This window comes from uncultured Allobaculum sp. (genome assembly GCF_948576815.1).
GTDB classification, from domain to species: Bacteria; Bacillota_I; Bacilli_A; order Erysipelotrichales; family Erysipelotrichaceae; genus Allobaculum; species Allobaculum fili.
Genome location: NZ_CAPAEZ010000001.1, coordinates 25,797 through 47,237 on the forward strand (window position 1 = coordinate 25,797; position 21,441 = coordinate 47,237).

A 21,441-nucleotide genomic window follows, 5' to 3' on the forward strand; every position below is an offset into this window, starting at 1 on the left:
AGAAGCCAAAACCGTTTACAGTTTAGCAGAAAAGCGAATCAAAGCACAAAAGCCGCCGCAAGCGGGAAACCGAATCGTTTTCCGCAGCGGCGGTCTGTTGTCTGGATTCAATACAGTATTCTTTCGTGCAGTCTGGATTCCATTCCATTCTTTTTAACTTTTTACGCGAGGTTTCCGTCTTCGTCGAAGTAGATGCGCTTGACGCGGCGGGTCAGAATGGAAAGCGTTTCGTTGTTGATCGTTCCGGCCTTGCGGCTGATTTCATCGACCTTGAGCACGTTATCCCCGTCCTGGCCGATCAGTACCGCTGTATCGCCGGCTTCGATGTCGTCAAATCCGGTGATATCGACCATGCACTGGTCCATGCAGATGTTGCCGACAATCGGAACGAGATGCCCGCGAATGGACACCATCAGGCCCTTGTTCGAACAGGCTCTCGACAGACCGTCCGCGTAGCCGATGGCCAGCGACGCGATCTGACGCGGACCGTGCGCCGTGTAGTGACGGCCGTAGGAAACGGTCGCCTGATCCGGGATCGTCTTGACCATGGACACTTTCGTCTTCAGCGAAAGAATCGGAACAAAGTCCGGCTGCGAAGCAATCGGCACTTCGTCATCGCTGGTAATGCCCATGTACAGCAGACCCGGGCGGCAGTAGTCGTAGCCGGCATCCATGTAGTTGAGAATGCCATAGGAGTTCTGAATGTGCCTGGCGCCGGTATCGTACCCTTTTTCCTGCAGGCGGAAAATCAGTTCGTCAAACAGCTTCATCTGCGAACGGGTAAACTCGCGGCTGTCGAAGGCGAGATCATCGCTGACGGGAAAATGCGAGAAAATGCCTTCAATCTGCAGACCGGGTAGTTCAAAGACTTCTACGAAGTCGTTAAAGTGCCGGGCATTGGCTTCGTAAAGCAGGCCGGTGCGGTTCATGCCCGTATCGGCTTTGACGTGTACGCGCATTTTCGTGCCGTGCGCCTGTCCGTAGTCGGAAAGCGCGTGCGCGAAATCCTTGGAGAGCGCGGACTGAATCAGATCGTATTCGATCAGTTCGTCAAAGCGGGAATTGGGCGTATAGCCAAGAATCAGGATTGGATCGCTGATGCCGGCTTTGCGCAGTTCAATGGCTTCGTCAATGCAGGCGACGGCGAAAAACTCCACGCCCGCTCGCTGCAGCGCCTTACCGCAGGCAACGGCGCCATGGCCATAGGCGTCGGCTTTGAGAATGCCGATGATGTCGGTCTTGCCGCACAGACGGCGGACTTCTTCCATGTTATGACCAATCTGATCGAGACGGATTTCCGCCCAGGTGCGCAGCGGCGCGATCATGTCTGTATACGCCTGCGAGTCAAAATGGTTCACATAGGCGATCGCGCGCGCATCTTCAAACGCCGGCGTTTCGTTTTCCGGATTTCCTTGTACATCGGGAGCGGCAGTTTCCGCGTTTGGATTCAGAGTCTGGTTGAATTCGTTCATGCCCCTTATGCCTCGCGCTTCTTTACCATCGCCAGATCGACAAGTTCATCGATCAGCTGAGTGAAAGGACGTCCGGCTTTGGCCATCATGGTCGGATAGCGGCTGGTATCGGTGAATCCAGGAATGGTGTTGACTTCATTGAGCAGAATGCGGCCCGTGTCTTCAATAAACATATCCACGCGCGCCATATCGCGGCAGCACAGGGTACGGAACACTTTTTTCGCAAGCTCTCTGGCCTGTTCGGCTTTTTCGTGCGAAATGCGGGCCGGGCAGTAAATGGCGGAATCTTTCATAGCGTACTTGCCTTCGAAATCGAAGACTTTGCTCTTCATTTCGATTTCATCGATCTCGCCGGCGAACAGCGTCTGATCGCCCATGACCGCGCAGCCGATTTCAAAGCCCTGAATGGCTTTTTCCACGAGAATCTTGCCGCGGCCGTCGTATTTGAAGGCGTCTTTTACTGCCTTTTCGTACTGGTCTTCGTTTTCCACGAACGCTACGCCATAGGAGCTGCCGGCGTTGCACGGCTTAATGATCCACGGCAGTTCGATCTGTGCACGCACTTCGTCAAAGGAAGGCAGCGGATCGCGTTCGTTAATGCAGATGTATTCTGCAGCCGGAATGCCGGCCTGATCGCACAGGCGGTGCATGACTTCCTTGTCCATGCAGATGGCAGCGCCCAGAATGTCGCAGCCGACGCAGGGCAGATCAAACATCTGCAGCATGCCGGCGATGGCGCCGTCTTCTCCATTTTTGCCGTGGAGAACTGGGAAGCAGACATCGAGATCGATCGTCTCCTTCGTCTCAAAGTCATAAATGCCTTTGTTTACCCAGGCGATTGGACGGGCCTGCGCCATCCATTCATCGTGTTCGATGGCGGACGCGTCGCCCAGGTAGCGATAAAACTTTCCGTCGCGGGAAATGCCGATCAGCGTCGTTTCATAACGTTCTGTATTCAGAGAGCGCAAAAAGGAAGCCGCGGAATGAAGAGAAACGGAGTACTCACTGCTCTGTCCTCCAAAAAGAATGCCAAGACGAATCTTTTTCATGTTTTCTCCTTCCAGACAGCCCTGAATTACATCTTCCATGTGCATGCTTCGGCTGCCTTTGACCAGAATGGCCGCATCAAGCTGATCCAGTTTGCGAACAGCCCGGATCATGTCGATCTTGTTTTCAAAATGAACCTTGTATCCGTCAAAGCCGTCGTGTACGGCTTTGGAAAGCGGACCCCAGGTGTAAAGCCGGTCCACGCCCAGCTGGCTTGCGTATTCGCCGATCTGGCGGTGGAGTTCCTGCTCCGTACTGCCCAGATCGAGCATGTCGCTCAGTACGGCGACGTGGACTTTGGCGGGAATCTGCATCAGCGCATCGAGCGCGGCTCTTGCGGATTCCGGGTTGGATTTATACGTATCGTCAAAGAGCGAAGCCTGTCCGAACGGACGAATCTGTCCGCGCATAGGCGTCAGCTCAGTTTCTTCAATAGCCTTGGACCAGAGATCCTTTCGAATCTCGCCGGCTCTTGCCGCCAGAAGGGCGGCTGTCGCGTTGTCCGCCTGAACCGGATTGGCACAGCGAACGACATAGGTATCGCTGCCAAGGCTTGGCAGCGTAAAGGAAAAGCCGTGCCGGGTCATCTGCAGATTTTCAGGCGCAAAGTCTGTGCCCTCTCCAAAGGCGACCAGCTGCCAGGTCGGATCGAGCGGCTGATCGGCGAGGACTTTAACGAGTTCAGGCGAAGCGGCGTTATAGACCAGCGTACCAAACGGTTTGAGCGAACTCAGGATTTCGCATTTGGCCGCGGCGATGTTTTCAATGGAGCCCAGATTTTCCATATGGGCCGAACCAATGGACGCGATAATTGCGATATCGAGCGGCGCGATGGTGCACAAATAGGCGATTTCGCCTTTGTTTTCCATGCCCATTTCCAGAATCAGCACTTCCGTATCGATCGGCGTTTCACAGATCGTCAGCGGCAGACCGATTTCCGTATTGCGGTTGCCCTGCGTTTTCCATGTTTTCTTCGTCGTTCCAAAAAGGGAGGCGCAGAAATCCTTGGTCGAAGTTTTTCCGTTGCTTCCGGTTACGCCGACCACCATCGGATCGACTTCCATCAGCCAGCCGCGGGCAATTTTTCCAAAGGCTTCGACGACATCATCCACCTCAATGAGCGGCAGATCTTCGGGCTTTCCAGGATGGCCTTTTTTCCACAGCATTCCGGCTGCGCCGGCCTTTTTCACGTCTTTGGCAAACGCATGGCCGTCGCTGCGGGCGCCGATCAGCGGCACAAAAAGCATGCCTTCCTTTACGGCACGCGAATCCGATGCGGCGCCGGTGAAGGAAGCTGTCCCGTCTGTATGGAATAAACGGCCGCCGCAAAGCGAGGCAGCCTGGGAAAATGTCATATTGATCATGGTAAAAATCCTCGTCTGAAATTATAGCAACCGTTCCGCCATCCGGCAAAAATACAGCCGTACACACGAAAAACCGCTTACCCATCGTACAGGAACTGCATCCCATACTCCCGGGATGAGCCCGTTCTCCAGGCAGGATCCTCATTTTTCACGAAACGGTTTCCTTTCTGTACTACATTCATATTTTATGGGATTTGCTGTGTGGGAAACGGGTTTCCCGAGGGCTTTGGCCCCCACCGCGGCGGGCAAAACACGGTTTCTGAACCGTTTGTGATGGGGGAATCATACATTTCTGGTTTGAACAGTGGGCCAATGTGCTACAATTTGAACGGCAGAGCTGCCCACGGCTTTGTCGTTATGTATCGAATATCCGCGATATTCATACAGTTAGTCCCCTTATGAAGAGTCAGGCCTCCCCTTAGCCTGGCTTTTCACTTGTTCAGTGATATGCCGCACGTTTTCGCGGTCAGGAAAGGAGCTTTGTCTCGTTTATGGATTGCCTGTTCTGTTCCATTTCTCAAGGAGAGATCCCCTCTTCTACTTTATATGAGGATGAAGATGTCCGCGTGATTCTTGACATCAATCCGGCTGCTCTCGGCCACGCCCTCGTCATCCCCAAAACGCATGTGCCCTCGCTTCTCGAAGCCGACGATGCGCTGCTCGCCAAAGTCTTTTCCGTTGCCCGTCAGGTCGGCAACCGTCAGATCGAAGTTCTCGGTGCCGACGGCGTCAACATTTTCGCCAACTGCCGCGAAGCCGCCGGTCAGACGATCGACCATTTCCACGTGCATGTCGTTCCGCGCTATGCCGGCAGCCCCGAAAAGGACGTTCTGTCCATTTCGCAGGGCGAACTGGAAAAGCCGGATTTTGAAGCACTCGTCGAAAAGCTTTCCTTTTAAGGTTCGCCTGCAGTCCAGACTTCGCTTACAGACTTTATTTTGACTTCACTTATTTTGAAGTCTCGCTTTATTGAAAAATCAGAAAAGGTGCCGCGATCCGGCTTTCCTGCCCTTGCAGGACAGGCGCTGGATCACGGCATCTTTTTGTCTGGCTTGAAGCGGTCTTGTCTGGATCAGTCGAGATAGGCGCTTTTCGCGTTGGCTTTTTCGATCGCGCGAAGCATGTTGTGATTTTGCATATCTTCAGGATGATCGAGAATTTCCTGCGCATCGCGCGCGCAGATTTCCATCATTTTCAGATCCGTGCTGGCATCGCCCAGAATGAACGCCGGCAGTCCCGACTGGCGGGTTCCTAACAAGTCGCCCGGACCGCGCAGCTGCAGATCGAGTCTGGCCAGTTCGAACCCGTCATCGATGCGCTCCAGAGCGGAAAGCCGTTCTCTGGCCTGCGGCGTTTTGGACGAACTCAGCAGATAACATTCCCCCTGCAGCGTGCCTCTCGCGCAGCGGCCGCGCAGCTGATGCAAAGTGGAAAGGCCGAAGCGATGCGCATCGTAAATGACCATCATCGTCGCGTTGGACACGTCGATGCCGACTTCAATAACTGTCGTGGAGACAAGAATCTGAATTTCGCCGGCCGCAAAGGCAGCCATGACGCCTTCTTTCTGTTCGGCTTTCATCTTTCCATGAAGCAGACCGATCGTGCAGCGGTCTTTCAGAACCGAAGACATGCCTTCGTAAATCGACTCTGCGCTGTGCAGATCCATTTCTCCGCAGTCTTCGACAGCCGGCGTCACCACGTAAACCTGCCGGCCTTCCTTTTCGATGCCTTCCAGAATACGGCCAAGTACCGGTTTCATGGATGAACTGTAAAAGGCGCGTGTGAGCACCGGCTTGCGGCCGGGCGGCTTGGTCTTAATTGTCGAAAGATCGATATCGCCGTACAAAAAGTGGGCCGCGGTACGCGGAATCGGCGTCGCGCTTAACAGAAGCACGTCGGCTTCGACGCCTTTTTCGATAAGAGCCCGGCGCTGCCGGACGCCGAAGCGATGCTGCTCATCCGCAATGACAAGACCCAGGGATTCAAATTCGACCCCTTCCTGAAAGAGCGCGTGCGTGCCGACCACGACGGAAATTTTCCCGTCTTTCAGATCCTTGAGAATCTTTTTCTTTTCCCGGACTTTCAGAGAGCCGCAGTACAGTCCGGCTTCAATGCCCATCGACTGCAGGGTGGACAGATGCTGGCGGGCAAGCAGTTCCGTCGGCGCCAGCAGCGCCGCCTGCTTGCCGGAAAGCGCACATGCGTACAGGCTGAGCGCGGCAACCACGGTTTTTCCGCAGCCGACATCGCCCTGCACCAGACGGTACATGACCCGGTCCCGTCCCAGATCCGAAAGAATTTCGTTTAGAACGGTGCTCTGATCTTTGCTGAGAACAAAAGGCAGGGCGTCGATTTTTTCCTGTATGAGCGAATGATCAAAAATGCGGCCCGTTTTTTTCGGCCGTTCGGCCTGGGCCAGTCTGGCCGCGTGAAAGCACAGAAATTCTTCGTACTTCAAAGCCCGTACGCCCTGCGCCAGCTCGGCTTCATCTTTTGGCCGGTGCACCATGGCCAGCGCCCGTTTTAAGGACGGCAGACGGTACTTTTCGCGCAGACGCTGCGGGATGCGGTCGTCAATCTGATCCGCATACGGCAAAGCCTTTTTCATCAGCCGGATCATCGTATCGCGCCGCGTTTTTACGGGAAGCGAATAGACAGGATACAGCTGCAGGCCCTCTTCCAGACTTTGAAAGCTGGTCCACGTCGCCCGCACTTTATGCTCTCTGGTCCACGTGCCGCAGACGGTAATCGTCTTGCCGGGCGGAAACTGGGGATAGTAGCCCTGAAAAAAAACGGAGACATCGATTTGCTGTCCCCAGGCCGAAACGAAAAAGCGGACAACGCCCTTTTTCATGCCGGTCATATGCGGATTTTCACTGCGCAAAACCTCGCCGCAAAACAGAACTTCTTCTCCTTCCTGCCACTGTTCGATGGGCAGAATCGGGATATAGCGAATCGGATACGTCTGTAAAAGTTCTTCCAGACTGCCGATCTTCTTTCGCTCCAGAAAGCTTTTCTGCGTCGGACTGAGCCGGAGCAGCTCCAGACCCGTACTCATTTGCGATCCCCTTTGCGCGAACACCGCGGTTTCCCGTTTTTCGAACTATCCGCTCCAGTGTCTGACTCGCTCAGTTTTCCCTGCCACGCCAGAACGTACGCCGACAAAATCACCACCGCGACAAACTGCACACCATAGCCGATCCATAAAGCCGGGGGCAGAGATCCGTTCTGGGCAAAGAGAAGAAGCAGGAGCGAGCAGCCCGGCTCGCCAAGCGAAACGAGCGTCGCAAACAGACGGGCGAACGCCCCGGTCGATACGGTGCAGAGCGGTCCGCCTAAAAACAGATCGGCAAGCCACAGAAGCAGAAACAGGGCCAGCCAGACGCTGATCCGTTTCGCAGGCGCCTTCTGAAACAGCGTTGCCATCGTCGAAAACAGATCGCTCCAGCTTTTTGCTCCCGTATACACCGCCTGAAAAAAGACGATCAAGCCAGGCAGCACAAAGAAGATGGCCAGAATGCCCAGGACGTTGCCGAAGCCTTCCACGATCGGCGAAGCGGCATAGCTGAGCGGTTCCAGAACAAACGAAACGAGCCACGCCACAAAAAGCGAACCGAGTCCGGCCCGGCCAAGACTTCGCCCGGAATATGCGCCTTCTTTTTTCCCCCAGATCCAGACGCATACGCCATACAGACCGATGCCATATCCCGTAAGCAGAAGAATTCGCAGCAGCGTCGCCATCATCCCGGAAAGTGCAAGCGTACCCAGAAAAAGCTGGGTATAGGCCAGCCCATAAATAAGCGAGAGGGCGGACAGCGCCACAATCGGGCCGATCAGCGTACGAAAAGAAACAGAAGGCAGTCCTTTTTTCCCGGACGATTTAAATTGTGAATTTGGAAAAGAATGTTTCATAAATACTCCTCCTGTCTCTTTCGGTAACCCCTGCAAGACGACCAAATCTCTGGCTGCAGATCTGGCCATGCCGTTTTGGAAAACGGGAATGCGCTCCCTGGGTTTTACGGGATTTGAATCGCAGGACGTTTTCGCCAGTCGCTATATTTTCAATTCCGTCCGAATTTCAGTCGATCTTCGAATCTGTGTTTTCCGGCTCTGCAGGTTCAGCTTCCTCTGCCTGTAGCGGCTCCGCATCCTGGTCAGATGTCACGCGTTCGCTGGCCTGTTCGGCGCTGATCTCTTCCCATTCCCCTTTTTCCGGTTCGATTTCTTCGGGCTCTTCTTGTACAGGGCGAGCGGCAAAGAAACTGCGCAGGAACGTGCCAAAGCGGCTGGATTTGCGCGGGCGATCCGGGGAAAGACGATCCGCGCTTTCTTTCGCCTGCTGCTCAAGACGCGTCTGTGTCTTTTCCATACTTTCTTCTTCCGAACTTTCTTCTTCCGAACTTTCTTCTTCCGAATCCATACGTTCTTTGGGAAGTTCTTCAACGGTCTCGATCTCTTCGATCGAAGAAACGGTTTCAATCGGCTGGGCGCTCTCACTTGTCTGCGGCTGTTTTTCTGCCGGCGTGTCTTCGCCTGCCGGCTCAGCTTGCTCCATCATGCCTTCAGATGCGGTTTCTGCCTCCGTCGTCTCGTCTTCAGAGCGTTCTTCGAGAGAAGCCTCTTCTGCTCTGGCCGGCTCTTCTTTCCAGCCGGCGCTGATCCAGATGCCTTGCCCGTTGGGCAGATGGCCTAAACTCGGCGCTCCAAAAAAGGAAATCGGCTGATCGCAGTACGCCTGAAGAATTTCACCCATTGCCTTCCAGGCGTCTTCCGTATTTTCAAACTGTTTTTCCAGACGGTTAAAGCGGCCGAAAATGACGCCGCGCAAATCGGTGAACAGTCCGGTCTGCGCCATCTGCGCACACATCGATTCGAAGCTGTACAAATCCGCGGAAGACGATTCGAGAAGCAGATAGGAATCTTCCAGAGCGGGCATTCTTCCGGTTCCCGCCAGCTTGAGCAGGCAGCGCATGTTGCCTCCGTAAATGCGCGCGTGGCGCGGGAAATAATCCTGACTGAGCTCCATCAGATCAAAGCTGGCCCGGCCGCTTTCAATAATGTCCACCGCCTGCTTCATGTTTTCCTGCTGCCACAGCCCAAAGAGCAGCGCTTTTTTATGCGCGCACGTCGACAGGGCGTTGACGATGCAGGTACCGTCCGAAAATGCGGCATAGTAGGCATCCGATTTACGATAGGCGTCGTAATCCAGCCAGGGCAGTACGGTATTGGCGAGATTCCCGCCGGAAAGATCAAAAATCCAGGAATAGCGCATGGAGCGCAGCGCCTGATTAAACTCTTCCGCTTTTTCCTGCGCCGAAAGAGGCTCCATGGCCGAACGGGCCAGTTCGGCTTCGATGCCAGCATCCTGCAGCGCCCGCACAAAGCTTTGCGAAAACTGGGGATTATTTATGGGATCGCTCAGGGCGCAAAGCAGTACTCGATTTTCAGTCATAAGGGCCTCCTTGCCGCAGCGCGCGGCTTTTATCCTAATATTGTAAACGATCCGTCAAAGCCTGCCAAAACGCATCTCAGTCTCATCCATTTGACCGGTACTCCGCGCAGGACAGGACTTTCTTTTTCTTTTAAAAGGAAAAGCGGCTCGTTCTTCTCCTGAACGATTTTCCGTATAAAATAAAACCGACACAGCCGAAGGCTTGGGAGGTACTTATGGCAAAACACTTTACCATCACCATGAAAAATGGCGACATCATCAAGGGCGAGCTCTATCCGGACAAAGCGCCGAAAACCGTCGAAAACTTCGAAAAGCTCGCCAACGAAGGCTTTTATGACGGCCTGATTTTCCACCGCGTCATTCCGGGCTTCATGATTCAGGGCGGCGACCCGAAAGGCAACGGAACCGGCGGCCCCGGCTATTCCATTCACGGCGAATTCAAAGCCAACGGTTTCCCGCAAAACGACATCAAGCACACCCGCGGCGTTCTCTCCATGGCCCGTGCCGCCAGTCCAGACTCGGCCGGTAGCCAGTTCTTCATCATGCACGCCGATGCTCCGCATCTCGATGGACAGTATGCGGCGTTCGGTAAAGTAACCGAAGGCATGGAAGGCGTAAACAAAGTCGCCATGACCCGCACCGATTTCCTCGACAAACCCGTCGAAGATCAGGTCATTCAGTCCATCCGCGTCACTGACTAGCTGACACATAGGAACGACAATACATATAAATAGAGGCGGTAGCGAATATTTTAATTCACGTAGCCTTTCCCTATTGGATACAGTCCGGTCTTTGCCAGTTCTTTGGGATAAAAAGGCGGTATCTACTTTATCTAAAGTCGATACCGCCTTTCAGTTTTATGCCGATTTGTAGCTGCACTTTTTGTTTTTGCTTTCTCGTATAACTTTCTTCATTTGTCTGGTGGTGAGGAAAGTTTTGTTCAGGTCTAATGAGATTAATTCAGCCAGGCTTCGAATGAGTTCTGTTGGTTCATACGCATAACTGTATCCTTGGCCAGACAGGTCGTAATAGTTGAATGATCGTAATGAAGATATGATTTTGCAACAGGTAAATTTATTATCCAGCTTCTTCTCTAGAATTCGAAAAACCATTAATACCATGTAACAGATCAGGAAGCGGACTTTAACTCTCTCGTCTTTTTGAAGATACACAGGGTGTGCATCGAAATACGTCTTCATAATTCGAAAGCAGTCTTCAATTTTCCAGCGCTGCGAACATACCTTGAGAATTTCGGATTCTTCCCACTCCAGGGCAGTAGCAACGCAATAATATCCGTCGTATTTCTCTTCTTTTTCGATTTTTTCAGTATCGATTTCGATAATTACGCCATTGGCCACTGTTCGTAGTGAAATAGAGATGTACATAAATGGTGAAATACAAGTTAACAGTTTTGGTGCTGTTAATTACCATTATGGACGTCTCTATTTTTACATTTCTGGTGATCCAGTTAATTTCTGGGATAAATATTTCCAGATCCATTACACAGTGAAACTGAATCAGGCGGATTGTTTTTCTCCCGATTTCAAATCATTTGTTGTGATAGAAAAAAAAGAAACCAGCCTTCCTTAACGTCAACCTTATACAAATTCTGTCTTATAGAGGGAAGAAGAGAGGCTTTTGTTACAATGGCAATTCATAATTGGCCTGTCTTCAGTGCGTTTTCTGTTTAGCAATCCCTGTCTTCTTCACACGCGTATTCCCGGGCCAGAATCTGCTTTTCTTCCTTCAGAAAGGAAGGCAGAAACCGGGCGTACAGATGGTGCCAGTCGGCTTTCTGCAAAAGCGAAAGCACAAACAGCTCGCCAAGGGCGATGGCGCCGGCCGCAATCAGCTGCATCGGATTCAGTACGGCCAGCGAAAACAGAGACGGCACGAAAACCATGACCCCAGCATAGCCGGCTGCACACAGCGTAATCACCAGCAGACGCACGAGCGAAAGCGGACGGCAGATCCAGTAAAGAACGCCGATCGCGTTGACCGAAGCGAGAATGGTGCAGATCGTCTGGTACGCCGCCTGATCCATAGGAATCCATTGCGTGACATATAAAATGTAGGCCGTCGCAATCGACAGGCAGACGCTCAGCGCGCCGGGCGTGGCGCGCGAAAGCACGCTGACCAGGAAGTTGCCCTGTATGCGTTTCGTATCGTTTTCAAAAGTAAGAATGAACGCCGGAATGCCTGTGCCTAAAGAGGAAACGAGCGTCAGCTGAATCGGGATGAACGGATAGGAACGCATCCACAGCACCGTCAGCACGCACAGAATAAAGGAGAAAATCGTCTTGACCAGAAACAGCGACGCCGTGCGCTGAATGTTATTGACGACGCGACGGCCTTCGAGCACGATGCGCGGCAAAACCGAAAACTGGTTGTTGAGCAGCACAAAGGAAGAAACCGCCAGCGCGGCCTGCGCGCCGCTGCCCATGGCGATGGAACAGTCCGCCTGCTTGAGCGCCATGACGTCATTGACGCCATCGCCCGTCATGCCGACGGTATGCCCCTGCTTCTGCAAGGCTTCGACCATCAATTTTTTCTGCACCGGACTGACGCGGCCGAAAATCGAATAAGCAGAGACCACGTCTTCAATCTGATCGTCTGAGACGTTTTGCATGTCGATCGCCTTTCCCTTTACGCCAGCCCGGCCGGCAATCGCCTGCACGGTCTGCGCCATGTCGCCGGAAATGACTTTAATCGACACATCCTGCGTACGGAAGTAATCGAGAATCTGCGGGGCATCCGGGCGAAGTTCGTCTTCGATTAAAATCAGACCGCAAAGGGTATAGTCCCCTTTTTTTAGAGCAGACAGTTCGGGTCCTTTGGCAAAGGCGAGAACGCGCAGCCCTCTGGCGGCATAGTCTTCGATCTGATCGAGCACGGCCGGATCGGGATGAGCAAACAGAAAGGTGTAGGCGCCAATCAGGTACGTCTGATCGCCAAAGACAGCGCCGGAACATTTGGCTGTGGACGAAAACGGAAACGTCCGGGCCGCTTTCTGGCGGGAATGCCAGTCCTGCAAAGCCGTCCGCAGCGCCTTGGCCGTCACATTGTCATCGCCAAGCGATCCAAACAGATCCGCCAGATCCTGTTTCAGCTGTTCCTGCGTTTCCTCTCCCTGAGGAAGAAACGCCTGCACGTGCATGTTGCCGCTGGTAATCGTTCCGGTTTTATCGAGGCAGAGCGTATCGACGCGCGCCAGACTTTCGACCGAATACAGATCGTGAATGAGCACGGCCTGTCTGGCCATCTTGACCGAAGCCGCCGCCAGAGCGGTCGACGTTAAAATCATCAGCCCTTCCGGAATCATGCCGATGACCGACGCGCACGTATTCAGAATGGCCGAATTGAGCGGCAGCCGGGTGTAGAAAAACAGTTTGAGAAAGAGAAGAACGCCGGCAGGAACGAGCATGAGCGTGCAGAACTTGATCAGCATATCCAGCATTTCCTGCAGCTGGGACACTCTTTCCTTATCCTTGCGCGCATCGTGCAAAATCGAGGCCATGTACTGATCGTCGCCGACCGCGATAGCCTGCACAAGCACGCTGCCGCTGACCAGGAAGCAGCCGCCGTACAAATCCTGACCGGCGCTTCGATCGAGCGCGTCGGATTCGCCGGTGAGCAGCGATTCGTTCACCTGGCAGAACCCTTCGAGAATGCGGCAGTCGCACGGAATCTGCGCGCCGCTCGAAAGGCGGAGGATATCGTTCTGCACGATCTGATCCACCGGAAGCGGCTCCCATTTCCCATCGCGCAAAACGGAATACGTCTGTTGATGAATGAGCGCGAGCTTATTGAGCGTGCGGCGCGAGCGGATTTTCTGAATCAGACCGATCAGCGTATTGGAAATCACCACAACCATGAACAGCAGGTTGCGATAGCTGCCCGTCAGAATAATCAGGCCCGCGAGAATGTAGTTGACGATATTAAAAAAGGTAAAAAACTGAGAAAGCATCAGTTCGCCCGTACTTTCCTGATGGCGGTTTTCCATCGTGTTCGGTTTGGCCTTAGATGCCTGCGCGGCAGACAGACCTTGAGTAAGGGAAGTTGGCGAATCGTATTTGAGTGGCGTCATACCCGTATTGTAGAAAAGGAATCGAAACCGATCAAAAACGACGTCTGAACATTTCCTTAATGTCTGGGGTACTTCTCTTACCGCCCTGCAAGATTCCGGAATATGTAGCAAAGAAGATGTCTGATTCTGCTTTTGCCTCCAGCAGAAAGGACAAGCCCCTTTCTCCCAAAACGCAGAAAGGAGCTGAGGGCCGAGAGCGCCGACTCGAACGTCTCGAAAATGTGTTTGTACTCGAAAATGTGTTTGTGCTGTTATATTGTGTTTTCTTCAACTGTTTAACTGTTCTATACTGTTTACGCAAGGAATCCAGACCGGACAGGGATTCCGGAAAGGACACGGCTTATGCTTTTGCAAATACTTCCCTCTTCCATGACGCCGATCTACGAACAGATCGCCGATCAGATCCGTCTGCAGATCAAGGAGCAGAAATTAGCACCGCTCGAACTGCTTCCTTCCATTCGGGCCATCGCCCGCGAATACCACATCTCCGCGCTGACCGTGAAAAAGGCGTACGACCTTCTCGAAACGGAAGGCTTTGTCAAAACGGTTCAGGGCAAAGGCACGTTCGTCGAGAAAATCTCGGGAAACGTGATCCAGGAAGAAATGCAGAAGCAGGTAGAAGACGCCTTTGAAGCCGCCATTCAAAAAGCTTTGCGAATGAATTTTTCCAAAGAACAGATTCTCGAAATCGTTCATCTGCTTCTGGAAGGAGACCTCTCATGATTCAGATTCAAAATGCGCTCTGCCGTTTTCCGTCGTTCACGCTGCAGATCGACGATTTCTATTTAAAAGAAGGATCCATGACCGCTCTGGTCGGCCTGAACGGGTCCGGCAAAACGACTCTCTTCCGCCTGCTTCTCGGTCTGAAAAAGCCCGAACAGGGAACAATCTCCCTGCTCGATCCAAACACCGGAACGCTTCCGGTTTCCGTAAAGCAGCAGATCGGCGTCGTGCTTGCGGACAGCGGCTTTCCCGAAACGCTCTGTCTGAGCGACATTGCCCGCATTCTGGCCGCGTACTATCCCACGTTTGATTGGCCGTACTGGAAGGTGCTGATCTCGAAAATGCGTCTGCCCGAACACAAGCCGCTTTCCGCGTTTTCCAACGGCATGCGCGCCATGAGCAAAGTCATCGCCGCCCTCAGCCACCATCCCCGCTTTCTGCTTCTCGATGAGCCGACTGCAGGCCTCGATATCGCAGCCCGACAGGAAATTTTTGGCCTGCTGCAGGAGTACATGATGGAAGACGGCCGCTCCATTCTGATCAGCTCGCATATTGCTTCCGATCTCGAAACGCTCTGCGACGATCTGTGGATGATTCACGACGGCCGCCTGTGCCTGCACGAAAACGTCGACGAGCTTCAGGAAGAATGGGGCATACTCACTCTGGATCAAGCGCAGTATGAGGCCCTCGACAAGAGCGCAGTCTTCGCCCATGCCCCATTTGGAAATACCGTTCGCGTGCTTGTGAGCGATCGACAGTTTTATCAGGACAACTATCCGCAGTATCCCGCGGCCAAAGGTAGCATTGACGATTTGCTGCTGATCGCGGCCGATGGAAGAAAGGAATAATTTTATGAAAGGCTTATGGACATCCGACTGGATCTGGTTCAAATCGCAGAAGCGGTTTCTGCTCATGATGGCGTTTCTGATCGTATGCTTTCTGTTTTCGGGCCAGTCCTCTTTTCTGATTCTTTACTTCCCGCTGTTTCTGACCATCCTCTCCACGCGCCGCGTACTGGAAGGCGTCTCCGGCAAATCCGCCCGCTTTCTCTTTACGCTTCCCTTTTCCCGCAAGGACTATCTGATCGAGAAGTATCTGTTTGTGCTGGCCTGCTGGGCCATGACCATGGCGGTGTGCTTTGGCATTGCCTGTCTTCAGCGGGATCTGTCGATGAACGAACTGCTTCTTCTCGTCTGGCTTGCCTCCGTCATCTGCCTTCTGCTTGCCGCGATTCTGATTCCTTTTTATATCCGGTTTAAACAGGCCGCTTCTCAGGCGCTGATGATCGCCGTCGCTCTTCTTGCGCTGGCTTCCATCTGGCTCATGGATTATCTGACGGAACATCCCCAGGCTGTTCAGAAAATCCTGTCACACGCCCTGGTTCTGGGCGTAATCGCCACCCTTCTCTGTATTGGCCTTCTGTGTCTGTCCTTCTGGTTTTCCGGACGGCTTCTTTCCAGAGAAGAATTTTAGGATCGCCCAGTTCTCTTTTTTAGCTGTTCAAAAACAAAAGAACCGTTTTTCCTTTGACCGCCTTAGCCTCAAATCCAGGCTCTGGCCGTCTGAAAAACGGTTCTTTTTGTGTTTCTGTTATAAATGCGTACCGGCTGAACGAAGCGATAGCGCGCCAGACCGTGAAGCTTGGGCTGATCTAGCCCGTTTCTGCATTTCGGTATTTCTGCAGATCTGCGCTTCAGCCGGCTTCATCCATTCGAAATTTCTCACGCTCTTCGAGCCGTTCGAGATCCTGGCGGGAAGTCACTTTAAAGTTTTCCGGATCGCCTTCCACGCCATATGAGGGAATCTGCAAAGCCAGTTCCATCGCCTGCGCATCGTCGGTGACCTGCCAGTGCTTTTCGCGCACGATTTCCAGCGCCGTTTGAATCTGTTCGGTCGCAAAGGCCTGCGGGGTCTGCACCGCGCGCAGCGTGGAGCGGACGGGCGTTGCGATGACCATGCCGTTTTCATCCACCTGCTTGATCGTATCCGTCACAGCCACCCCCGGAATGACGCCCTGCGCATAGCGAAGCGCGGTTTTAATCCGTTCAAGCAGGGCTCGCGTGCAAAACGGTCTGGCGCCGTCATGGATCATCACATACGGTTCACGAACCTTCTTCAGACCGGCCAGAACGGAATCCTGCCGCTCTTTTCCGCCGATCGCGAATTCACACCCTGTCGATTTAAAGCGTGTCTCAAATTCTTCTTTCTCGCTCTGGGCGCATACGACAACAATCTGCCGGCAGTCGGGATCCGACTGAAAAAGACGCAGACTGCGCATAAGAATGGGCTCGTTCTGATACGAATAGAGAACTTTGTTATAGGAAAGGCCGCTGCGGCTGCCCTTGCCGGCGGCTAAAACGATGGCTGAATAGTTCATACAGTCTCAGTATACGCAGAGAGTATGGAGCAGATGCAAAAGGAAAACTATCAATACTGGTAGTTATAGCATGTAAAAGAAATAGGCTGGCACACTTTCGTGTCCACCTTACGGGGTGTAGTTTTCTTTTAAAAATTTCAAAATGAATGTATAAAAATATTAAACTGTCTAAAAATTTAATTCTAATCTTGATAGGCGGATACATCAGCCATAAACTATAACCAAGAAAGGATTCTATTAGCAAAGAAACTGGCAGCTTATTCTAATCAAAGGCTATACCTCTCCTCGAATGTATTAGCATCCATTCATTTTGTGGATATGCAGTAAAAACCCCAGAAATCGACAATCAGCAACTAAAGTGTCGATTCCTATTACTGGATCAAATGGACAAATCCCTTTTGTTACAAAAAAGAACAGGAGGGATAACAAGGTAGAAAATAAAATCATTAAATAAGTTCAGTCTTTCTTTCTATATAGTCACCCTGTCGTGATATTAGCCAATGAATTGAACGATTTCATGCTGGCATAGAGAGAACTATTTTCGAGACGCAGGTAACCCTAGTGAACTAGTTTCCTTTGTTAGGTACTGAAAATTATTATATGAGAAAGAAATTTGCTTCTTCCCTGATGTGTGCTGCATTAATACTGGCTATGCCCATCAACGCTTATGCCGCTCAAGAACAAGCTTCAAATGATTCAAAAGCCTGGGATATCCATAATACTGAGCATGGTTCTGGTCCCGTATCCGAAGGTACAACTCTTTCCAAAACACAAGGCACTTTGGAAAACGCAGAGAACATTATTGGCAATGACGATCGTGTTCTCGTAGAAAACACAGAAGTAGCCCCGTTCAAATCCATTGTATTTTTGAACATGGTTTTTGAAGAAGGGGGCGAAGAAAAAAACTATAGGGGCTCTGGCTGCTTAATCGATGAAGATACCGTCCTGACGAGTGCTCATTGTCTTTACGATTTGGAAAGAGGCTGGGCAAAAGAAGTAACTGTCTATCCTGGTCAAACAGAACTAAAAACCCCTTATGGATCCGCTGTTGCATCTAGACTCATTGTCCCAAACAATTGGACATCAAACGAGGAAACATCGGATGATATTGGAATTATCAAACTGGAAAAGCCTATTGGGTATAAGACCGGTACTCTTTCACTAAGTAAAAGCCTCTCGACAAGTACCCAGATTTCCATCTCAGGATATCCTTCTGATGTACAAACGGTCACTCGTTCCCATAATATGTGGACAATCTCAGGAAGCATTAAATCTCTTACACAGGATTTCATTTACTATGATCTTGATTCAACGGGCGGCCAAAGCGGAAGCCCGATCTATAATCAGTCAAACCAGGTTGTAGGCGTACATGGATATGGATCAGATACAGGAAATTTTGGAGTTCGTATCAATGATGAAAAATATTCAACAATTTCATCTTGGAATATGCGTACTCAGTCTGTATTCCGTCTATATAACCCCAATAGTGGAGAGCATTACTATACAGCCAAAGGAAAAGAAGTATATTCGCTTATGAGTGCTGGCTGGATATATGAAAACTGTGCATGGTTTGGAAATGATGCCGGCTATAACGTATATCAGCTTTATAACCCTAATGCCGGAGATCATCTGTTCACGATGAACGAAAATGAGCGTACCTTCCTGGAAAACTCAGGCTGGCTTTATGAAGGAATTGCTTGGGGAACAGATTTAACTGGTTATCCAGTCTATCGCTTATACAATCCTAATGCGACTACAGGTTCTCATTTATATACTATTTCTGAAGAAGAAAAAGATTATCTTGTCTCCACCGGATGGCAGAATGACGGTATTGTCTTCTATGGAAATTAGAAAGGAATCAACATGAAGAAGAACGTTTTGTTTCAAGGTACTTTAGCCCTGCTTCTTGCTGCTGGAGCAAGCGGTACACCCGTTCTGGCAGCAGGGGAACAAGAAGAGATCGATATCACTCCTCAGTTGGAAAGCATCGATCTGGAATCCATCGAAACTGTAAACTGGAAAGAAAACGGGAAAATCGAGTTTTCCCTTGAGCCGGTTGAAGGCGTAGAAGTAGAAGGTTGCCTGCAAGTCATCCCCGATCACCCCGAAGTTTTTACCATGGATGGGGCCGGCAACTGGCAGGCGGTCGCTCCAGGGTCGACCAACGTGTATGTCGATGTGAAATATACGGAAGAAGATATGAAAAAACTGGAAGCGGCTTTTCCAGGCAAGAAACTGGTCGTTCGGGATATTGCGCTTGATGTAAAGCAGTACGTCTATGTTACGGCCCCGACCGATACCGTTTTCCGTCTGTATAATCCAAACAGCGGCGAACATTTCTTTACCAGCGACGAAAAGGAAAAAGACTATCTTGGAAAAATCGGCTGGAAAGAAGAAACCTCACACTGGCTTGCCCCGGAAGAAAGTCCGTACGCGATCTACAGACTGTATAATCCAAATGCCGGAGATCATCACTACACAACGGATGTTCAGGAAAAAGAACGGCTGGTCAAACTGGGCTGGAACGATGAAGGCATCGCTTTCCATTCCGCTGCCGGATCGTCTACACCACTTTATCGCGTCTACAACCCGAATGCAAAAAGCGGTGCACATCATTTTACGACCAGCCACGATGAATACGAGGCTCTGAACCGTTTCGGCTGGAAGCAGGAAGACATCGCCTGGTACAGCATGGAAGAAATTCCCCTTTAAGAAAAAACTCCTCAAATCCGATGGCTTCGTCCCCTTTTCTTTCTAAGGGACAAAACAGATCCATCGATCCTTTAGAAAGCAGAAAGCCGCGGCTTTATAATGCATTACAGAAAAGAGTTCCTGAAAAGCGAGCTCTTTTTTTGCGCTGCCTGCTCGTTCTGGGTGAAAAAAGAGCCTCAAGGAGGCTCCAGGAATAACAGTATTTCAAAACGGGCAATATTCCGTTTTATATAGCGAATACACATCGCCAATGTACACGCTGTCCCCTCTTTCGATCAGATCCGGGAAGCGTGTGAGCGGGAGGCCATATGCATGAAGATTTTGCGCAGGCCCATGCCGTACGTCAGCAGCAGACCGCAGCTTGCGCCGAGAACGCCCTGCGCAATTTCATACGGCATTTTCAGCATGGCCGTTTCAAAGTTGGAATACACGTAGATTTTGCCCAGCGTATAGCCGCCGACCAGAATGATGCAGCCCAGAATCACGCCGACTAAAGCGCCGTAAAACGGTTTGTTCTTAAACAGGTTGTGGGCGCACCAGCTGATCACGAACGCCTGCAGGCCGTGAACGACCAGTGAAACAAACATCGGAGCGGGATAGAAGATGGCATCGCCTAAAAAGGAACCGATGCCTCCCACCAGCATGGCCCCAAGGGGGTCAAGCAGGATGGCCGCGGTCGTAATCGCGATGTCGCAAAGGTACAGCTTGCCGCCCGGAACGGGAACACCAAAGCTTGAGAGCATAATGGTCAGCGCCATGAACATGGCACAGGTAGTCAGCCAGAGAACGGAAAACGGACGGGCCGTACTGGATTTTGCGGGGGTGGAAAGATGCATGGAAAAGACCTTCTTTCTTATGGGGACTGTCTGCATTTTGCACAGTCCTTTGGGATGGATCATAGATCTGCGTTAAAGCGATCGAACGGATCCCTTTGTCTGTTTTGCGGCACGGTTGTGCCGCAAAACAGACAAAGGGATCTTTTTTACATGCCGTACAGGATCCATGCGTCGACGATTGCTTCTGTATGGATATTCTCATGGATTGGCCGGTCATGCGTTTAGTATACTCAGATCTGAACTGATCAAAAGGTTCAGAAAAAGAATAAAGGAGCAGACCAGATGATTAGCTACCCCCTCAAAAAACCGCTCGCTCAGAGCCTGTACTTCCATCTTCGCCAGGATATTGAGTCCGGCCATTTCCCCGAACACACCCGTCTTCCGTCCAAACGGACGATGGCAATGGATCTGGACGTCTCCCTTTCTACCGTCGAACAGGCACTCGATCTGCTCGAACAGGAAGGCTACGTGGAAACCCGGGAGCGCAAAGGCGTCTTCGTTTCGGAAGGGAACCGTCGAAACCGCCCGGAAAACTTTCAGATGCATCTGCTGGCGCCGGATGAAAAAAAGAGCGATCCGGATTTTCCTTCCTCGCTCTGGTTTAAAACGATGCGCCTGGTCATGAGCCGCGATCAGGACTATCTGATGCAGACATCTCCCGCCTGGGGCAGTGCCAGACTGCGCAACGTCATCGCGCTCTATCTGCACAACAGCCGCCATCTGCAGGTGCATCCCGATCAGATCGTCATCGCCTCGGGCGCGCAGGATCTGTACGTTCTGCTGGCCCGTATGTTCGCAGGCGAATTTCACGTGGCCTTTGAAGCGCCCGGCTATCCCGCCATGCGAAATATTTACGCCTCCATGTCCGCAACGCTCCATCCTCTGCCGCTGGATGAAAACGGCATTCAGCCCGACGCCCTGCAAAACTCCTCTGCCCAGTTTTTGCAGGTATCGCCCTTTTCGAGCTATCCCGGCGGCATCGTCGCCAGTGCATCGAGGCGCAAGCGCTACCTCAGCTGGATTGCCGAAAAGAGCGGCTATCTGATTGAAGATGACTTCAACTCTGAATTTTTCCAGAACGGACCGGCGCTGCAGACGCTGTATGCGCAGGATGCGCAGGAAAAAGTCATCTACATCAACACCTTTTCCAAATCGCTGTCGTCCTCTTTGCGTCTGGCCTATATGGTTCTTCCCGCCCATTTGCAGGAACGCTATCGAAAAGCGGCGCAGGGGCTGGCCTGCACGGTAACAATGCTCGATCAGTACACGCTGGCGGAATTCATTGAAAGCGGCAGCTTTGAGCGGCTGATCGCCCGCCGAAGACGAAAGCAGAAAGAGAAAGGTCCAAAAGCCGGAAAATAAGCGTCCACG

17 protein-coding genes are annotated in these 21,441 nt (G+C 51.8%); 8 read left to right on the top strand and 9 right to left on the bottom strand.

Features of this window, described 5'->3' with window-relative positions; translation table 11 throughout:
• Positions 1 to 161: 161 nt before the first annotated feature.
• Together alr and Q2J39_RS10760 are read right to left on the bottom strand one after the other, a co-directional pair.
• Positions 162 to 1,472 carry an alanine racemase gene (gene alr / locus Q2J39_RS00140; protein ID WP_288338702.1) on the bottom strand — a complete coding sequence of 437 codons (1,311 nt, stop codon included), beginning with the start codon at positions 1,470 to 1,472 and terminating at the stop codon, positions 162 to 164.
• Between the two features lie 5 nt (positions 1,473 to 1,477).
• Positions 1,478 to 3,883, bottom strand: a complete 2,406-nt coding sequence (locus Q2J39_RS10760; protein WP_353887452.1) for a D-alanine--D-alanine ligase — start codon at positions 3,881 to 3,883, stop codon at positions 1,478 to 1,480.
• Between the two features lie 491 nt (positions 3,884 to 4,374).
• Between Q2J39_RS10760 and Q2J39_RS00155 the strand changes: the two genes are divergently transcribed.
• Positions 4,375 to 4,782 carry an HIT family protein gene (locus tag Q2J39_RS00155; protein WP_230267146.1) on the top strand — a complete coding sequence of 136 codons (408 nt, stop codon included), beginning with the start codon at positions 4,375 to 4,377 and terminating at the stop codon, positions 4,780 to 4,782.
• 173 nt (positions 4,783 to 4,955) lie between these two features.
• Here the strand turns inward: Q2J39_RS00155 and Q2J39_RS00160 are convergent, their stop codons facing one another.
• The 3 genes from Q2J39_RS00160 to Q2J39_RS00170 form a co-directional block, all read right to left on the bottom strand.
• Positions 4,956 to 6,941, bottom strand: a complete 1,986-nt coding sequence (locus tag Q2J39_RS00160) for an ATP-dependent DNA helicase RecG (protein ID WP_288338704.1) — start codon at positions 6,939 to 6,941, stop codon at positions 4,956 to 4,958.
• Complete coding sequence (locus Q2J39_RS00165; RefSeq protein ID WP_230267144.1) at positions 6,938 to 7,795, bottom strand: hypothetical protein; 858 nt, start codon at positions 7,793 to 7,795, stop codon at positions 6,938 to 6,940. The genes Q2J39_RS00160 and Q2J39_RS00165 overlap by 4 nt, the downstream gene beginning before the upstream one ends.
• Before the next feature lie 166 nt (positions 7,796 to 7,961).
• Positions 7,962 to 9,335 (bottom strand): LD-carboxypeptidase, encoded by a 1,374-nt coding sequence (locus Q2J39_RS00170; RefSeq protein ID WP_288338705.1) that lies wholly within the window; start codon positions 9,333 to 9,335, stop codon positions 7,962 to 7,964.
• 215 nt (positions 9,336 to 9,550) lie between these two features.
• On the opposite strand from Q2J39_RS00170, the gene Q2J39_RS00175 reads away from it, so the two are divergent.
• Complete coding sequence (locus tag Q2J39_RS00175) at positions 9,551 to 10,036, top strand: peptidylprolyl isomerase (RefSeq protein WP_230267142.1); 486 nt, start codon at positions 9,551 to 9,553, stop codon at positions 10,034 to 10,036.
• A 156-nt stretch (positions 10,037 to 10,192) separates the two neighbouring features.
• Here the strand turns inward: Q2J39_RS00175 and Q2J39_RS00180 are convergent, their stop codons facing one another.
• Both Q2J39_RS00180 and Q2J39_RS00185 read right to left on the bottom strand, forming a co-directional pair.
• Complete coding sequence (locus tag Q2J39_RS00180) at positions 10,193 to 10,720, bottom strand: transposase (protein ID WP_288820371.1); 528 nt, start codon at positions 10,718 to 10,720, stop codon at positions 10,193 to 10,195.
• A gap of 302 nt (positions 10,721 to 11,022) precedes the next feature.
• Entirely contained in the window at positions 11,023 to 13,422 is a 2,400-nt protein-coding gene (locus Q2J39_RS00185; RefSeq protein WP_288338707.1) for an HAD-IC family P-type ATPase, read from the bottom strand.
• A gap of 342 nt (positions 13,423 to 13,764) precedes the next feature.
• Between Q2J39_RS00185 and Q2J39_RS00190 the strand changes: the two genes are divergently transcribed.
• The 3 genes from Q2J39_RS00190 to Q2J39_RS00200 are packed head-to-tail and all read left to right on the top strand — an operon-like array spanning position 13,765 to position 15,618.
• The gene (locus tag Q2J39_RS00190) at positions 13,765 to 14,145 is read left to right on the top strand and encodes a GntR family transcriptional regulator (protein WP_230267139.1); all 381 of its coding nucleotides are present in this window, start codon (positions 13,765 to 13,767) and stop codon (positions 14,143 to 14,145) included.
• Positions 14,142 to 14,993, top strand: a complete 852-nt coding sequence (locus Q2J39_RS00195; RefSeq protein ID WP_288338708.1) for an ATP-binding cassette domain-containing protein — start codon at positions 14,142 to 14,144, stop codon at positions 14,991 to 14,993. Before Q2J39_RS00190 ends, Q2J39_RS00195 begins: the two co-directional genes overlap by 4 nt.
• A gap of 4 nt (positions 14,994 to 14,997) precedes the next feature.
• Positions 14,998 to 15,618, top strand: a complete 621-nt coding sequence (locus Q2J39_RS00200) for an ABC-2 transporter permease (RefSeq protein ID WP_288338709.1) — start codon at positions 14,998 to 15,000, stop codon at positions 15,616 to 15,618.
• A 220-nt stretch (positions 15,619 to 15,838) separates the two neighbouring features.
• Here Q2J39_RS00200 and ispD read toward each other — a convergent pair whose 3' ends face one another.
• On the bottom strand, positions 15,839 to 16,522 hold the full coding sequence (ispD, locus tag Q2J39_RS00205) for a 2-C-methyl-D-erythritol 4-phosphate cytidylyltransferase (RefSeq protein WP_230267136.1): 684 nt from the start codon (positions 16,520 to 16,522) through the stop codon (positions 15,839 to 15,841).
• Between the two features lie 600 nt (positions 16,523 to 17,122).
• Here ispD and Q2J39_RS00210 point away from each other — a divergent pair.
• Both Q2J39_RS00210 and Q2J39_RS00215 read left to right on the top strand, forming a co-directional pair.
• Complete coding sequence (locus Q2J39_RS00210) at positions 17,123 to 18,373, top strand: trypsin-like serine protease (protein ID WP_288338710.1); 1,251 nt, start codon at positions 17,123 to 17,125, stop codon at positions 18,371 to 18,373.
• 12 nt (positions 18,374 to 18,385) lie between these two features.
• Positions 18,386 to 19,234 carry a hypothetical protein gene (locus Q2J39_RS00215; protein WP_288338711.1) on the top strand — a complete coding sequence of 283 codons (849 nt, stop codon included), beginning with the start codon at positions 18,386 to 18,388 and terminating at the stop codon, positions 19,232 to 19,234.
• A 275-nt stretch (positions 19,235 to 19,509) separates the two neighbouring features.
• Here the strand turns inward: Q2J39_RS00215 and Q2J39_RS00220 are convergent, their stop codons facing one another.
• Complete coding sequence (locus Q2J39_RS00220) at positions 19,510 to 20,070, bottom strand: ECF transporter S component (RefSeq protein WP_230267133.1); 561 nt, start codon at positions 20,068 to 20,070, stop codon at positions 19,510 to 19,512.
• 282 nt (positions 20,071 to 20,352) lie between these two features.
• Here Q2J39_RS00220 and Q2J39_RS00225 point away from each other — a divergent pair, with 282 nt between their 5' ends.
• A complete protein-coding gene (locus Q2J39_RS00225; RefSeq protein WP_288338712.1) occupies positions 20,353 to 21,432 on the top strand; it encodes a PLP-dependent aminotransferase family protein in 1,080 nt (359 codons plus the stop codon).
• The last annotated feature ends 9 nt before the right edge of the window (positions 21,433 to 21,441 follow it).